General features: G+C 66.8%; 16 protein-coding genes. 9 read left to right on the forward strand and 7 right to left on the reverse strand.

Going from position 1 to position 15,657, the window contains the following annotated elements; translation table 11 throughout:
* The first annotated feature begins 53 nt into the window (after positions 1–53).
* From ACFVUS_RS10360 to ACFVUS_RS10375, 4 genes are all read left to right on the forward strand, one after another.
* A complete protein-coding gene (locus tag ACFVUS_RS10360; RefSeq protein ID WP_387763517.1) occupies positions 54–821 on the forward strand; it encodes a helix-turn-helix domain-containing protein in 768 nt (255 codons plus the stop codon).
* Between the two features lie 71 nt (positions 822–892).
* Complete coding sequence (locus tag ACFVUS_RS10365; RefSeq protein WP_387763519.1) at positions 893–1,573, forward strand: hypothetical protein; 681 nt, start codon at positions 893–895, stop codon at positions 1,571–1,573.
* A gap of 27 nt (positions 1,574–1,600) precedes the next feature.
* A complete protein-coding gene (locus tag ACFVUS_RS10370) occupies positions 1,601–2,098 on the forward strand; it encodes a DUF1992 domain-containing protein (protein ID WP_387763522.1) in 498 nt (165 codons plus the stop codon).
* Positions 2,099–2,223: 125 nt separating this feature from the next.
* Entirely contained in the window at positions 2,224–2,535 is a 312-nt protein-coding gene (locus ACFVUS_RS10375; RefSeq protein WP_387763525.1) for a DUF1905 domain-containing protein, read from the forward strand.
* A gap of 77 nt (positions 2,536–2,612) precedes the next feature.
* On the opposite strand, the gene ACFVUS_RS10380 is transcribed toward ACFVUS_RS10375, so the two are convergent.
* Complete coding sequence (locus tag ACFVUS_RS10380; protein WP_387763528.1) at positions 2,613–3,482, reverse strand: hypothetical protein; 870 nt, start codon at positions 3,480–3,482, stop codon at positions 2,613–2,615.
* Between the two features lie 200 nt (positions 3,483–3,682).
* Positions 3,683–4,297 (reverse strand): TetR/AcrR family transcriptional regulator, encoded by a 615-nt coding sequence (locus ACFVUS_RS10385; protein ID WP_387763531.1) that lies wholly within the window; start codon positions 4,295–4,297, stop codon positions 3,683–3,685.
* A gap of 93 nt (positions 4,298–4,390) precedes the next feature.
* Between ACFVUS_RS10385 and ACFVUS_RS10390 the strand changes: the two genes are divergently transcribed.
* A complete protein-coding gene (locus ACFVUS_RS10390) occupies positions 4,391–6,109 on the forward strand; it encodes an amidohydrolase family protein (RefSeq protein ID WP_387763534.1) in 1,719 nt (572 codons plus the stop codon).
* On the opposite strand, the gene ACFVUS_RS10395 is transcribed toward ACFVUS_RS10390, so the two are convergent.
* Positions 6,110–7,825 (reverse strand): DEAD/DEAH box helicase, encoded by a 1,716-nt coding sequence (locus ACFVUS_RS10395; protein WP_375954076.1) that lies wholly within the window; start codon positions 7,823–7,825, stop codon positions 6,110–6,112.
* 122 nt (positions 7,826–7,947) lie between these two features.
* Here ACFVUS_RS10395 and ACFVUS_RS10400 point away from each other — a divergent pair, with 122 nt between their 5' ends.
* Positions 7,948–9,024 (forward strand): YihY/virulence factor BrkB family protein, encoded by a 1,077-nt coding sequence (locus ACFVUS_RS10400; protein ID WP_387763538.1) that lies wholly within the window; start codon positions 7,948–7,950, stop codon positions 9,022–9,024.
* 14 nt (positions 9,025–9,038) lie between these two features.
* Here ACFVUS_RS10400 and ACFVUS_RS10405 read toward each other — a convergent pair whose 3' ends face one another.
* Positions 9,039–11,231 (reverse strand): DUF4132 domain-containing protein, encoded by a 2,193-nt coding sequence (locus tag ACFVUS_RS10405; protein ID WP_387763540.1) that lies wholly within the window; start codon positions 11,229–11,231, stop codon positions 9,039–9,041.
* 46 nt (positions 11,232–11,277) lie between these two features.
* Positions 11,278–12,189 (reverse strand): RNA polymerase sigma factor SigJ, encoded by a 912-nt coding sequence (gene sigJ / locus ACFVUS_RS10410; protein WP_387763543.1) that lies wholly within the window; start codon positions 12,187–12,189, stop codon positions 11,278–11,280.
* A 135-nt stretch (positions 12,190–12,324) separates the two neighbouring features.
* Between sigJ and ACFVUS_RS10415 the strand changes: the two genes are divergently transcribed.
* Complete coding sequence (locus ACFVUS_RS10415; RefSeq protein ID WP_387763546.1) at positions 12,325–12,930, forward strand: NADPH-dependent FMN reductase; 606 nt, start codon at positions 12,325–12,327, stop codon at positions 12,928–12,930.
* Positions 12,896–13,330 carry a YybH family protein gene (locus tag ACFVUS_RS10420; protein WP_387763549.1) on the forward strand — a complete coding sequence of 145 codons (435 nt, stop codon included), beginning with the start codon at positions 12,896–12,898 and terminating at the stop codon, positions 13,328–13,330. The genes ACFVUS_RS10415 and ACFVUS_RS10420 overlap by 35 nt, the downstream gene beginning before the upstream one ends.
* 36 nt (positions 13,331–13,366) lie before the next feature.
* Here the strand turns inward: ACFVUS_RS10420 and ACFVUS_RS10425 are convergent, their stop codons facing one another.
* Both ACFVUS_RS10425 and ACFVUS_RS10430 read right to left on the reverse strand, forming a co-directional pair.
* The gene (locus ACFVUS_RS10425) at positions 13,367–13,519 is read right to left on the reverse strand and encodes a hypothetical protein (RefSeq protein ID WP_387763552.1); all 153 of its coding nucleotides are present in this window, start codon (positions 13,517–13,519) and stop codon (positions 13,367–13,369) included.
* A 36-nt stretch (positions 13,520–13,555) separates the two neighbouring features.
* The gene (locus ACFVUS_RS10430) at positions 13,556–15,175 is read right to left on the reverse strand and encodes an FAD-dependent oxidoreductase (protein WP_387763555.1); all 1,620 of its coding nucleotides are present in this window, start codon (positions 15,173–15,175) and stop codon (positions 13,556–13,558) included.
* Positions 15,176–15,339: 164 nt separating this feature from the next.
* Between ACFVUS_RS10430 and ACFVUS_RS10435 the strand changes: the two genes are divergently transcribed.
* Positions 15,340–15,603: a metal-sensitive transcriptional regulator gene (locus ACFVUS_RS10435; RefSeq protein ID WP_387763558.1), complete on the forward strand. Its 264-nt coding sequence runs from the start codon at positions 15,340–15,342 to the stop codon at positions 15,601–15,603.
* Positions 15,604–15,657 lie beyond the last annotated feature (54 nt).

The following is a 15,657-nucleotide window of genomic DNA, read 5'->3' on the forward strand; positions in this document are numbered from 1 at the left end:
GCATCACGTTAGGCAGCCCTTGCCCCGACCAGAACCGGCTACGGTGACAGATTGTGTCGTCAAACGGCCAACCCCCGGTCTTCCCCGCACCCACCGGGCCGACCGCCATGGTGTTCGGCGCCGGAACGCTGCCACCCGGACTCTGGTTCGACGAGCACGAGCATCCGCAACATCAGATCGCCTGGGCCACACGGGGAGTCATCACCGTCGAGGTGAACGGCGGCCGCTGGGTCCTGCCACCCACCCGCGCACTGTGGATTCCGGGCGGCATACGCCACCGCACCGGCACCTACGACGGAGCCATGATGAGCGGGATCTACCTCGAACCGGATCGCACACCCGTCACATTCACCGCACCGACAATGCTGCGGGTATCCGCCCTATTGCATGAACTCTTCGAGCACCTGACCGCGAGCACGACCGCCACGCCCGAGCGACAGCGCGCCGAATCGGTGATCTTCGATCTACTCGACCCGGTCGAGATCATCCCGATCGGCGCACGGCATCCCGTCGACGCGCGCGCCCGCCGGATTGCCGAGGCGCTGCGTGCCAACCCCGCCGATCCGCGCACCCTCGTCGAATTCGCCGCATCGGTCGCGGTCAGCCCGCGCACCCTGGCCCGCGCCTTCCTCGCCGAAACCGGAATCACCTTCGGCCAGTGGCGAACCCAAATCCGCCTGGCCGCCTCGTTACCGCTGCTCGCCGCGCATCTGCCCGTCGCCCGGATCGCGTCCCGGGTCGGTTACGCCACCCCGAGCGCGTATGTGGCGGCCTTCCATCGCGAGGTCGGCATCTCCCCCGCCCGGTATTTCGCCCGATAGATGCGATTTCGCGGCCTGTCGCCGGTGTGCGATAGCGTCTGCGCGACATATCGATTCGGGAGGGGTTCATCATGGGGCGGATTTACGTGATCGACGTCGATTCGACGGAGATCAAATCGGGCGACCGGAACAGCATCGGCGGCTGGCCGCTACTGGAGGCCGATCAGCCGTGGCCGGTCTGCGGGTGCGGGCAGCGCATGGTGCTGTACTTCCAGGTCCAGGTGCCCGCGGACATTCCTGTCTTCGGCGGCGAGCAACTGCTGGTCTTCCAATGCCCCGTGGAGAGCGACTGCCCCTGGTTCACGGGCGAGCAACTGCCCGAGAAATTCTGGGACGAATTCGACGGCCGCCGCCCGTTCTGGCGAATCCTGCTGCAGCGCAACGGTATCCCCACCGAGTCACCGGACCCGATCCTCACCCCGACCGCCCTGTCGCTGTCCCCCGACACCGACACCGACGATGACGACGACCGGCCCTACTACGGATTCAAGATCGGCGGTGCACCGCGCTGGTTCCAGGGCCCGGAGTCGCAGCGCTGCGCCTGCGGCACCGACCTGGCCTTCCTGGCCCAGGTCCCGGAGGACTTCAGCTTCTACGACTTCAAAGTCGCCGATGAGGACGACGATTCCGACGACGACGATTCCTACCCCGCCGCCCTCGACGACGGCCTCTTCGTCGGCAACCAGGTCTACATCCTGGCCTGCCCGTCCCGCTGCGACCCCGCCGCCGCCTGGCCCATCTGCCAGAACTGACGGTCGCGCGATCGGTACCCTGGAGGGGTGACCGAGCGTAAGCCGCCCGATCTCACCTTCGAATCCTGGATCGACAAGCAGATTCGCGAGGCCACCGAACGGGGCGAATTCGACAGGCTGCCCGGCGCGGGTCAACCCATCCCGCCGGGCATGGACGATGAGAACTGGTGGGTCCGAAACCTCCTGCAACGCGAGGGCATCGGCACCGACGCCCTCCTGCCCGAACACATAGTCCTGCGCCGCGACCGCGAACGCATCGACCACACCGTGCGGCCGATGACCTCCGAGCGCGCCGTCCGCGACGCCGTCACCGAACTGAACGAACGCATAGTCCGCTGGCTCCGCTCCCCCGGCGGCCCGGACATCCCCATCGGGCCGGTGCGCGCGGATGATGTGGTGGCCAGATGGCAGGCCGTACGGGAGGCCGAGCGGTCAGCCGAAATCCCGAGCGCGACAGACACATCACCCGAAACAGTCGACGTACCCACGAAACGATCCCGGTGGCGGCGTCTGCGTGGTCGGTGATTACCGCACCCGCGGCAGTCCCCGTACCCGGCGTACCGAGCCGTGCGGCTCCGGCACCCGCTGCTCAGGCGACCGCTCGCAAGGCCGGACCGAATGTTGTCGTACCGCTGGGTTACGGTCGGCGCATGGCGACAACGCGGTACTCCTTCACCAGTGAGCTATGGGTGTGGGAGGGGCCTGCGGCCTGGTACTTCGCCAGTTTGCCGGAGGAAGTGGCGGACGAGATCGAAGAACTGCACGGGCACCTCGCGGGCGGATTCGGATCGGTGCGCGTGCGGGTCATCGTCGGTGGGAGCAAGTGGGCGACTTCGCTTTTCCCGGATCGCAAGCGCGGGACCTACATTCTGCCGATGAAGAAGCCCGTGCGGATCGCCGAGGGACTCGATACCGGGGATACGTTCCGGATCGAACTGGAGGTCATCGGCAGCTCCGCGTGATCGGCACAGCTGCTCCGGGTTCGGTGTGAGCGAACGAAAGGGGAAGCGATCTCGCTGCCGAGACCGCTTCCCGCTGGTCAGTGCGCCGGGGCTAGTTCGGGCAGATGGGTGGGGAATTGATCGGTCAGATGGGTCATCGCCTGTAGATCACCGGAGACCGCGTTCACCATCGGCGCGGCCTGTGGCAGTTGTGCCATGACACCGTTGGCGACGGTGTCGATCGCGTTTCGGGCGTTGTCCGCGGCCAGGTCGATGGGCTGTGTGATCGCCTTGCTCGCCGGGTCCGGCGCGGCGGCTTCGTTCGGTGAGTCGACGACAGCGCCGCTCTTGTGCGTATCTCCCACGGCCGCAGCGTCGTTCGCGGCCGCCGGGGCGGGCTGCTCCAGTTTCTCACCGAGGAGCGGGAGCAGTCCGGAGCCGTCCGCCATGCCGAGTGCGCCGCCGTAGGTCGCGCCCAGCAGGCCGCCGATGGTGCCGCCCAGCACGGCGCCGATCACCATGCCGATGGGGCAGCCGATGAGCAGGAAGGGCAGGCCGACGAGGCAGCCGACGCCCATGCCGACGAAACCGCCGAAAAGGCCGCCCTTGAAACCGATTTCGACGCCGCGCTGGATGGCCTGTTCGGCCATCTTGTCGGTCGATGGCCCCGGGGCGCTGACCGCGGCCGTCATCGTCGGTGCGGGCGGTGCGGCCGCAGCCGTCGGCATGAGCGGTGCGGCCGCGGCTACCGGTGCGGGCGGTGCGGTTACGAACGGGGATACGTTGTCCGGCAGCGCAATCGAGGCATCGGTCAGGGCCGGGATTGCGAGCGCGGGTCGTACCAACCGCGCAAGTTCGGACCGATCGGCCAGTGCGGGGGCAGCGAGCGAGGCGATGCCCGCGCCGAGCGCTGATATGACGGCCACGGCGAGCGTTGTCCGGGCGACAGCGTTATTGACACTCATCATCAGACCCACTTTCGATCGATTGATCATGTGGATGGGGAAGGCGAGCCCGGGATTCGAGGTGAATCCCGCGAAACATGAAGGTTCTCTCTGTTTCTCCAGGTGAGGCTGCTCGCTTCGGCGATGGCGCGCGTCACCCGGCTGGGGTGAAGCCCCTGCGGCGGGTGACGCGGGCCACGATCTCGCGCGGCCGGTGCGGCGGCTCAGCGCAAGTCGAGCAGCGAACGCAGCACCTCGGACATGAGGTCGCGGGGAACGACACCCGGGTCGGCGATCTCCTCCAGCGCCAGACCGTTCGACAGCCCCATGATGAGGAAGACGAGGCTTTCGGCGGCGATGGGTAGCGCCACATCCAGTGCGGCAGCACGCTGTTCGAGTTCGGCGACCATGGCGGCGCGAACCGCCCGGCGATGCCGCACGTACTGGGCGCGCACGCTCTCATCGCGCACGGCGCGCTGCCAGAACTCCAGGAACAGCAATTGCCAATCGCGGTTGACGGCGGTCGCCTCGGTGAGTTGAGCGCCGAGATCCGCGAGTTCGGCGGCGGTGGGCGCGCTGCTGCCGATAATGCGCAGGGCCAGTTCGGAGCGCTCGGCTATCTGGGCATCCATGAGCGCGAAGAAGAGCGCGTCCTTATTGGCGAAATTCGAGTAGACCGCACCCTTGGTGAAGCCCGCCGCCTCGGCGATCTGGTCCAGGCGCGCACCGGCGAATCCATTGTCCGCGAATACTTTCGCGGCCGCGCGCAGGATGCGGTCCTGCACCTCGTCGCGACTGGGGCGGCGGTTGCGCGCGGGTGGTATGGCGGCGTCGGACATAGCCACACAATACGAGGCGGGACGACTGTTGACGTGACCGCCACCACGCTCGATACTCACGGGTATCGAATATCCGCGAGTAGGGAGTGCGTGATGGCGGACTACGACGTCGTTATCCGGGGTGGGTCGGTGTACGACGGGACGGGCAAGTCCCCGGTCGTCACGGATGTGGGGGTGCGCGATGGCAGGGTCGTAGCCATCGAACCCGTTCTACCGGAGGGGGATCGGACGATCGATGCCGCCGGTAAATGGGTGATTCCCGGAATGATCGACGTGCATACGCATTACGACGCCGAGGTGCTGACCGGACCGGGACTGGGGGAATCGGCGCGGCACGGCGTCACCTCGGTGATCTTCGGGAATTGTTCGCTGTCAACGGTTTACGCGGACGCGCAGGACTGTGCGGATATGTTCGCGCGGGTCGAGGCACTGCCGTGGGATGTGGTCAACGACGCGGTCAAGGAACATAAGACCTGGACCGATCCCAAGTCGTATGTGCAGGCCATCGCGGCGCGGCCATTGGGTGTGAATGTGGCTGCCTTCCTGGGACATTCGGATATCCGGGTGGCCGTCATGGGTTTGGGGCGCGCGGTCGACGCGAACGAACGTCCGACCGCCGCCGAACTGGATCGGATGGCGGAAATGCTCGGCGCGGCGCTCGATGCCGGATTCGTGGGGCTGTCCACCATTCGCAGTTCGTTCTCGAAACTCGAGGGAACACGCTTCCCAGCACGGCAATTGCCGTCGACCTATGCCACCTGGGCGGAGTACGCCCGGCTGAATTCGGTACTGCGGCAACGCGGCCGGGTGCACCAGAGCACGCCGAACCTCACCTCGCGCGCGGAGATCGGACGCTATTTCGCGCAGAGCGTCGGGCGCCTGTTCGGTCGCCGTCCACTCAAGACCTCGCTGCTGTCGGCCGCCGATATCAAGGCCGATCGCACCGTGGTCAACGCGGCGCTGGGCGCGGCCTGGGTGGCCAATCGACTCGGCCGGGCCGATCTGCGCTGGCAGCATCTGCCGGTACCGTTCGAGGTGTACGCCGACGGCATCGATCTGGTCATTTTCGAGGAATTCGGTTCCGGGGCAGCGGCATTGAACATCCGGCAGGTGCTCGAACGCGGCGAACTGCTGCGGGACGAGGGGTATCGCCGCCGCTTCCGCAAGGATCTGGCCAAGAAATTCGGTCCCCGGGTATGGCATCGCGATCTCGGCGACGCCGAGATCATGGCCTGCCCCGATGCCACCGTGGTCGGCAGATCCTTCGCGGCGGTGGCCGCCGAGCGTGGTATCACCGCGGCGGACGCGCTACTGGATCTGACCGTCGAACACGGCGCGGCACTGCGCTGGCGCACCACCATCGCCAATGATCGCGATGCGGTGCTGGACCGTTTGCAGACCTCGCCGCTGGTGCAGATCGGTTTCGCGGATTCCGGTGCGCACCTGCGCAATATGGCCTTCTACAACGCGAGCCTGCGCATGTTGGAGCGCGTGCACCGGCGCGGCTTCATGCCCTTGGAACAGGCGGTGCACCGGCTCACCGGTGAGCTGGCGGACTGGTACGGACTCGATGCCGGGCGACTCGCCGTCGGCACGCGCGCCGATATCGCCGTCATCGATCCCACCGGTTTCGACGGCACCGCCGACTACGCCGAGGCCGAGCTATCCGGCAGCGGGGTCTCGCGCATGGTCAATCGCAATGACCGAGCGGTCGCGGCGACCGTGGTCGGCGGACACGTGGTGTACGAATACGGCACGTTCGCACCGGGATTCGGCACCACCCTGCACGCGGGCACCTTCCTCACCGCCTGATCAGCTGGTGCGGCGCAGTACCGCGATGCGTTCGGTGAGCTGTTCCGCCGTCGCCAATGCCGTTGGCGGGCCGCCGCATTCGCGGCGTAGCTCACCGTGGATCACACCGTGCGGTTTGCCCGTGCGGTGATTGTGCATGGCCACCAGGCTGTTGAGTTCGCGCCGCAGTTCACCGAGCCGATCCGCGGTGGCGGCGCGCTCGGCGGAGGCCGCGTTGGTCGGCAGCGTCACCGTGCGCGCGGATTCGGCCGTGCGCTCCTGCAACTGTCGCGTCTGCCGATCGCGCAGCAGCGCACGCATCTGATCGGCGTCCAGCAGCCCCGGGATGCCGAGGTAGTCGGCCTCCTCATCACTGCCGGAGAAGGTGGCCGTACCGAACGAGTCACCGTCGTAGATCACCTGATCCAGTTCGGCGTCCGCGGCCAGGGCGATGAACTTCTTCTCCTCCTCGCCCGGTTCGTCCTTCTGCTTATTGGCGTCGATCAGCAGTTCGTCGTCGAGTTCGTTCTTCTCCCGATGCGGTTTGCCGATGACGTGATCGCGCTGCACCTCCAGCTGCGCGGCCAGATCCAGCAGCACCGGCACCGACGGCAGGAACACGCTGGCGGTCTCGCCGGTCTTGCGGGCACGCACGAATCGGCCGATGGCCTGCGCGAAGTACAGCGGGGTGGAAGCACTGGTGGCGTACACGCCGACCGCCAGTCGCGGCACGTCGACACCCTCGGACACCATGCGCACCGCGACCATCCACGGATCGGTGCTCTCGCTGAAGGTGCCGATATGCGCCGAGGAGGCCGGATCGTCGGAGAGCACAACGGTCGGTTTGGTGCCCGAGATATGTTCCAGCAGTTCGGCGTAATCGCGCGCCTTGTCCTGATCGGTGGCGATCACCAGACCGCCCGCGTCGGGCATACCGGTCGCACGCAACTGCCGCAGCCGGGTGTCCGCGGCGGTGAGCACCTTGGACATCCAGTCGCCGGCGGGGTCCAGGGCGGTGCGCCAGGCGCGCGCGGTGTGCTCGGCGCTCAGCGGCTCACCCAGGCGGGCGGAGTACTCATCGCCCGCGCTGTCCCGCCAGTGCGCCTCACCGGAGTAGGCCAGGAAGACCACGGGCCGCACCACGCCGTCCGCGAGCGCCTCGGAGTAGCCGTAGGTGTGATCGGCTTTGGACTTCTCGAAACCCGATTCATCGGCCTCATAGGTGATGAACGGGATCTTCGAATCATCGCTGCGGAAGGGCGTTCCGGTGAGCGCGAGTCTTCGGGTCGCGTCCCCGAAGGCCTCCTCGACCGCCTCACCCCAGCTCTTGGCGTCACCGGTGTGATGGATCTCGTCCATGATGACCAGCGTGCGCCGGTTCTCGGTGCGCACCCGATGCTTGAACGGATGCGAGGCGACCTGCGCGTAGGTCACCACCACACCGTGATAGTCCGAGGAGGTCGATCCGGTGGAGTTGGAGAAGTTCGAATCGAGCTGGATCCCGAGCCGCGCCGCTGATCCGGCCCACTGATGCTTCAGATGCTCGGTCGGGGCGACCACCGTCACCTGATCGATGGTTCGATCGGCGAGCAGCTCGGCCGCCACGCGCAGCGCGAACGTCGTCTTACCCGCGCCCGGAGTCGCGACAGCGAGGAAGTCCCGAGGCTTGGTTGTCAGATACTTGGTGAGAGCCCTGCGCTGCCAAGCACGTAATGAACCGCCACCACCCGAAGTCACTTGGAAGAGATTAGCGATGTGGACCGACAACGCACCAATCCAACACGGTCACAAGTAGTGCCGCACGACACATCGCGGGTCCACGTCCATTTGAAACGCTGGTGAGCGATGCTGTAGCCACAATGAACGAGCACGAAAAATCCCCGCAACACGCCGACGCGCCCGACGCGCCCGGGGCAGACGTGCGCGTCACCACACGACTCGGGCGCGTTCGAGAGCTCATCGTGCACGTCGCGGTGAAGGCGTGGGCCGATTCGATCTTCAACAAGTCCGCCGCCGCCGCGTTCTGGCAGACGCTGTCACTGGCCCCGCTGCTACTGGGACTGCTCGGCAGCCTCGGCTATGTCGGGCACTGGTTCGGGCCGGACACCGTGGACATCGTGGAAGCCAAGATCATCACCTTCAGCCGGAACCTGTTCAGCACCAGCGTGGTCGACGATCTGATCGAGCCGACCACCAATGACGTGCTCAAACGCGGTCACGGCGGGGTGGTCTCGGTGGGTTTCGTGCTCTCGCTGTGGGCCGGCTCCTCGGCCATGGCGACCTTCGTTGACGCCATCACCGCCGCGCACGGACAGGCCAATGCGAGGCATCCGGTATGGCAGCGAATTTTCGCGCTGTGGCTGTACGTGCTGTTCCTGGTGACCTCGGTGCTGATCCTGCCGCTGGTGGCGCTGGGACCGTCGCTGGTGGGGCGGGTGCTGCCGCGCGGGTGGAAGGAGCCGGGGCTCAGGCTGATCGACACCTTCTATTACCCGGGCGCGGGTCTGCTGCTGATCGTCGCGCTCACTACGCTCTACAAGCTGGCGCTGCATCGCACACTGCCGTGGCATCGACTGTTCGGCGGCGCGCTCGTGGCGGGCGTGTTCTTCATGACCGCCAGTGAGGGCCTGCGCCGCTATCTGGCCTGGGTCACCCGCACCGGGGTCACCTACGGCGCGCTGGCCACACCCATCGCCTTCCTGCTCTTCACCTTCTTCCTCGGCTTCGCGGTCATCCTCGGCGCGGAATTCAATGCCAGCGTCCAGGAATTCTGGCCCGCCCGCGCCACCCGGGCGGCTCAGATCCGCGCCTGGTGGGAACGGCGCAAAAAGCGCAGGGCCCCGGCCGCCGAGCCCGAATTCGACCCATCGGATCCGCCGACCGTCCAGCTGGTGTCGCTGAAGAAAGACCCGCCGACACTGCGCATGCGCTATTGATCGGGTGACCTCGGCTAGGGCGCGAGCCCGGCCAGATCGGCGAGAAGTTCCGAGGCGAGCACCGGATCGAGCTCCAACGGCGGTGTGCTGAAACGGATTCCGGTGATCGATTGATCGCCCATTGTCAGCGCGGACCCCGCCATGATGCCCGGGTCAAGCCCGATGGTCAGGGACTGGTTCGCATCGATCCGCCGGACGACCTCGAAGTAGATCCCACCGCCGTGGGCGTATCCACGTTCCCACCCCCGTCCCAGCAGACCGAGAATCGCACCGACCGGTACTGCGGCGCCCTGGAATCGAGCGATACTGCCACTCGCCCGTTCCTCCTCGGTGAGTTCGTAGACCGGTCGGCCGAGTTGCCCGAAGGGTTGCGTGATCTCGTAATCACCGAACACCTCGCCCCAATTCTTGACAGCGTCCCCGAGTTCCAGCGGATGTGCGATGCGGACTCGGGCGGACTCGGGCAGCGTGACGGTCGTATCGTCCACATCGGCCAGGGTGAGATCCTCGGCGATGCGGAAGACGAGATCCCCCGTGGTCCATATCAATCGGCGGGTGATGTGCCGAAGCAGCGGCGGCGACACCAGATAACGCTCGAAATCCGCGGCGCTCCAGTCCCTTCCGGTTGTCATGGCCTGTTCGAGTCGCCGGATCTGATCGGAAGCCGCGCCACGAGCCAGCTTCTTCAACTCGGTGAACTGCCGATAGGCGGCCGGTGCGAGTGCGCTGTCATCGGCGGCTGCCGGTTTGGGCAGTGACTTACGGGGCTTGCCCGCCGCGTCGATCACGAAAGGCATGAGCTTCTCATCGAATCCGACCGTGAAGTGGCGCGGGCCGTAGTCCAGCACAAGGGTGCCGTTCGTATCGAGTCCGAGGTCGGGGACGAGTCGATCGGCGATCTCCTCGACGCTGAGCCCACGGTCGGCGGCGGCCGCGGTCAGGCAGTCGACGGCTGTCTTGCGGAGGCCGGGAGCTTTGGCGCGCTGGGAGATTCGATGCAGTTGCGCGAGCGCGGTGTCGGTGCCCATGGCCCGCAGCACGTTCACCGCGTGCCTATCGCTGTTCGCCGTCGGCCAGCGCAGCACGGCCTCGCCGAACCGGCGCGTGGTTTCCGCATCGGCCAGCCAGTAGAACTGGTCGATGACCCAGCCGTTGCGACCCGGGGCGCGCACCGCGGCCCAGCGCTCGAACATGCTCCAGCCGAATGCCGCCAGTGAGCCGCGATCACAGGATTCCAGTGCCTCGATCAACCCCGGATAGGGCGTCGCGGCACCGAACCAGGACACCCCGGGCGCGAGCTCGAGCGCACCGATCAGACGTTCCACCGCCGCCGCGGGAAGCGGGCTGCCGTCACGCAAAAGTATCTGCGGCAACAGGTCTCGATCCAGCCAGGGCAGTTTCGACGGCGTGGCGGGCTTCTCGACCGGACCCGCTTGCGCCCGTGCGGAAGCCGCCGAGAGTGCCCGCTCGACTCCCGCCGCGGCCTCCGGGCCGTGGCTTCCCGCCGCCAGCACTTCGGGCAGGCCGAATTCATCGGCAATGAAAGCCAGTGCCGCCGTGGCTTTTTCGCGAGGCACCCGGGTCTTGCCCAGCGCGTCCGGGGTGAGCAGGGGTACCGCGGCGAGTCCATGCCGACGGAACCAGGCCTGGGCGATATGCCGCGCCGACTTCAATCGCACCAGCCAGTCGGCCATCACCACCGCGACCTCGACGGTGCACACCGGTAGCAGGGCCGAACCGCAGTCGAACGCGCTGACTCTCGCGTTCCGAAGCACCAGGGGCAGCACATCGGCCTCGAACCTCGCGACCAAGGCGCACAACCACGACAGTGGCGCGGAATACGCGAAATCCCGCTGCCACTCGTCGAGCAATGGCCGGACCGATTCCGCGGGGCCGTTGAGGAACAGGTATACCTGCGACTCCGCGTGGTCGTACTCACCTCGCTGGTATGCCGCCATCGTCGCGGGCCAGCCCTCTGCGTCCAGCCGCTCCTGGTACCCGTACCAAAAACGAATTCGCGCGCCCTCCGCGCGCCACTGTTCACGCTCCCCCGGCTCCCACACCACCTGTTCCACCTCGGGTGCGATCAGCCCCGATACCAGCGGTACCGCACGAGCCCGCTCGGCGGTTGCGGCCGCCTCGTAGGCCCGGGTCTGCCGCTCCCACTCCGGGTCGATGAACAGCTCCGGCAGTACTTCCCCCACCATGCCAATCCTCCTGTGACAACACCTTTCCGACGAGTATGGCCGAGCCCTACGACAGGTTCTCGTGCTGCTCTTGGACGGTCCAGGGCCGCAGCTTCTCCGGATTGCGGACGACCCAGATACGCGTGATGCGGCCGTCGGCGATATCGAACGCGTAGACCGAGACGATGGCCCCGTCGACCTCGGCGACCAAGCCGGGCTGGCCGTTGACGGTGCGCTCGATGAGCGTCACATCGGTTCTGCGGGTGGCTAGTTCGATCCAGATGCGGGCGATCCGTTCGCCGCCGACAATGGGGTGACGGAAGGTGACGGCGAGGCCGCCGCCGTCGGCGGTCGCGATGGCCGTCGGGTCGAGCAATCCGATCAGACCCTCGATATCGCTTGTCTCCCAAGCTCGTTTGAACTCGCGCACCACTTCGGCGCGATCCACGCCGGACGGGCGCTGCGCGGTGTCGACGCGGCGGCGCGCGCTGGAGGCGAGCTGACGGCAGGCGGCGGGTGTGCGGCCGACGACCTCGGCGACTTCGGCGAAGGAGTAGCGGAAGACGTCGTGCAGGATGAACGCCACCCGTTCGGCGGGGGTCATGGCATCCAGCACGACCAGGAATGCCATGCCGATCGATTCGTCGAGGGTGACCCGATCGGCGGGATCGGCGGGGACGGGTCCGCCGAGCCATTCCGAGCGGCCGGGCAGCGGCTCCGGAATCCATTCGCCCACATATCTTTCCCGCCGCGCCCGCGCGGAACCGAGCAGATCCAGGCAGATCCGGCTGGCGACCGTGGTCAACCAGGCTCCGGGGTTCAGTACATCCGCGCGCTGTCGATCCGAGAGCGCGTACCAGCGCACATACGTCTCCTGCACCACATCCTCGGCCTCGGCGAGCGAGCCGAGCAGGCGATAGGCGAGGTTGATCAGCTGCCCGCGCTCACTCATCACCGCGCCCAGTTGCGGATCGGTCATGGTCGGCTCCCTCTGTCGCTGCGGTCCTCATCGAATCCGACGAAATAGCGAACCGATCTGTGAGGCGGCCTGACATTCCGGACGGCTGTGTCGTCGGAAGGTCGTGACACTCTCAGCAGAGCAGGAGTTCGGCGAATGATCAAAATAGGCATCATCCTGGGCAGTACCCGCCCCAAACGCAATGGTCCACAGGTCGCGGACTGGGTGTTCGAGACGGCGGCGCGACGCGGCGACGCCGAGTTCGAACTGATCGATCTGGCCGATCATCCGCTACCGCATCTGGATGAGGCGGTGGCGCCGATGTTCGGACCGTCGGCGCACGAGCACACCCGGGCGTGGGCCGCGCGCATCGCGCCCTTCGACGGCTTCGTCATCGTGACCCCCGAGTACAACCATTCCGCACCCGGGGTGCTGAAGAACGCCATCGACCATATTTTCGCCGAATGGGTGGACAAGGCGGTCGGATTCGTCTCCTACGGCGCGGGCGGCGGGGTGCTCGCGGTGGAGCATCTGCGTTCGATCTGCGGGGTGCTGGGCATGGCGGATGTGAGCCGCCAGGTCAGCATCTCGGTGCTCACCGATTTCCGGAACTACACCGAGTTCGTCCCGGCCGAGCGGCACACCGCGGCGCTGCACGCCATGCTCGATCAGCTCATCGCGTGGAGCACCGCCCTCGCACCGCTACGCCACATCGAAGGAGTCGAATATGAAGACGCGGAACAGCTTTCAGTCACCCGCTGAGACCGTCGAGCAGATCATCGAGGCGCTGCGCGCCAAGGATCTCGACGCGGTCCGGCGGCTCTACACCCCCGATGTCATCTCCTTCGATGTGGAGCCTCCGCTCCAGCACGTCGGCGTCGAGGCGAAACTCGCCAACTGGTCGAAGGTCTTCACCTTCTTCGACGAGGTCGGCTACGAACTGCGGGATCTCGCCTTTACCGTCGGTGATGAGATCGCTTTCGGCCACGGCTTCGCCCGTCTCAGTGGCACCCTGGCCAACGGCGCGACAACCCCCGGGATGTGGGTTCGCGTCACCTATTGCATGCGAAAGATCAACGGCGACTGGCTGATCGCGCACGATCAGGTGTCGGTGCCGTTCGATGTCACGACCGGCACCGGGGTGACCGACCTGACACCGTGACCGAGTCCGGCGATGGTCGGCGCGGTGGCGGTGCGATCACCACCACCGCCACCGGCCGCGCGGGGCCGAATCCGCAGCGCAGGAACAGCGTTCGGATTTCGGCACGTCGCCGAGTACCTGTTCGACGTGGCTGCCGCAGCCGGTGAATCCGGGCTTACCGCAGGCGCGGCAGGTGGTGCGCTGACACATGAGATGATTCCTTTCGGGGAGAGCGTGTTTCGTCGCCTAGGACGGTTGGGTCGCGCTCCAGGTGCGGTAGCCGCCGTCCAGGTTGAATGCCTCGCGGCCGAGGTGGGTGAGCAAGCGGGTGGCACTGTTGCCGCGCTGACCGACCTGACAGAAGGCCAGGATCGGGCCCGCCGGGATTTCGGCGCTGCGCTCGCGCAACTCGTCCAGGGGGATGTTTCGCGCACCGGGGATGGATCCGGCGGCGAACTCCTCCGGGGAGCGCACATCCACCAGTTGTGTTCCGGCGGAAACCCTTTCGGCAACCTCATGCCATTGCAGGGTGCGCAGCGCACCGGTGCGCAGATTGTCGGCCAGGTAGCCGAGCATGTTCACCGGATCCTTCGCCGATCCGAATTGCGGGGCGTAGGCGAGTTCGAGGTCCATCAGGCGGGAGGCGCGGATACCGCCCGCCATGGCGGTGGCCAGGACGTCGATGCGTTTGTCGACGCCGGATCCACCGACCGCCTGTGCGCCCAGGATCTCGTCGGTATCGGGGTCCACCAGCAGTTTCAGCGATAGCGCGCTCGCGCCCGGGTAATACCCGGCGTGCGCCAGCGGATGGGTGTGCACCGCACGGAACGGACGGCCCGCGGCGCGCAGGCGCTTCTCGCTCCAGCCGGTCATGGCGACCGTGAGGTCGAACACTCCCAGGATCGCGGTGCCCAGCGCGGGCGGATCGCTGACCGGCAATCCGGCGATCACATCTGCGACCATGCGCCCCTGGCGGTTGGCGGCATTGGCGAGCGGAATCAGCGCCGCCTGCCCGCCGACCGCGTCCCGTTTCTGCACCGCGTCGCCGACCGCGTAGATGTGCGGAACCGATGTGCGCAGCGTGGCATCGACGACAATGCCTCCGCCGGAACCTATTTCGAGTCCCGCCGTGCGAGCGAGCGCACTCTCGGGACGCACGCCGATCGCCATCACCACCACATCGGCGGGGACGGTTCGCCCGTCCGCGAGGGTGACGGTGTCGGCGTCGATACGGGCCAGTTCGGCATTCATCTCCACCCGCACGCCACGCGCGCGCAGTTCCGCCGTGACGGGTGCGGCCATCTCCGGATCCAGCGGTGCCAGCAGTTGCGGCCCGCGCTCCACCAGGGTGGTCGAAATGCCCTGTCGCACCAGATTTTCCGCCATCTCCACGCCGATGAATCCGGCGCCGGTGACCACGGCGGAGCGGGCGTCGCCGAGCGCGGCGACCATCCGATCCACATCCTCGACATCGCGCAGCACCAGTGCCCGCTCGACGCCCGGCAGCGGCGGGACGATCGCCGACGCTCCGGTGCTGAGCACCAATTCGTCGAAGGATTCAGTGAATTCGCGTCCGGACTCCAGCTCGCGCACGGTCACGGTCCGCCCGTGCGGGTCCACCGCGATGACCTCGTGCCGCACCCGCACATCCAGCCGGAAGCGCGCGGCCAGCGAATCGGGCGTCTGCAAGAGCAGCGATTCCCGCTTCGGAATGACCCCGCCGACGTAATACGGCAGACCGCAATTCGCGAACGACACGTGCGCGCCGCGCTCGAACACGATGATCTCGGCGGACTCGTCGAGCCTGCGCAGCCGGGTGGCGGCCGACATGCCACCGGCGACACCACCCACGATCACGACCTTCATCTCACACCTCCTGACGGGCCACGCACGGGCACCCGACACAACAATCCATCGATATACCCCAGGGGGTATCTGACAATTCTGTTCCAACATACCCCATGGGGTATTCTCGGCAAGGGCGGGAGTCAACGTGACCATCCCGGACCCACCGAACGCAGGAGGCAATCATGGTCGGCGACGAAGAGACCATCACCGCGGTGCTCAATCGCCTGCGCCGCGCGCAGGGCCAGCTCACCGGTGTCATCTCGATGATCGAACAGGGCCGCGATTGCAAGGACGTCGTCACTCAACTGGCTGCGGTATCCAAGGCGCTGGACCGCGCCGGTTTCAAGATCGTCGCGAGCGGTCTGCGGGAATGCATGACCGGGGCGGAGGGCCGCGAACCCCTGAGCGAGGCCGAACTGGAGAAACTCTTCCTCGCCCTGGCCTGAATCTCCGAGCCCCGATGAATTCGCGGGCGCTCCCCCGTCTACCCAGTGACCGAA

Source organism: Nocardia sp. NPDC058058 (assembly GCF_042885355.1).
Taxonomy (GTDB): domain Bacteria; phylum Actinomycetota; class Actinomycetes; order Mycobacteriales; family Mycobacteriaceae; genus Nocardia.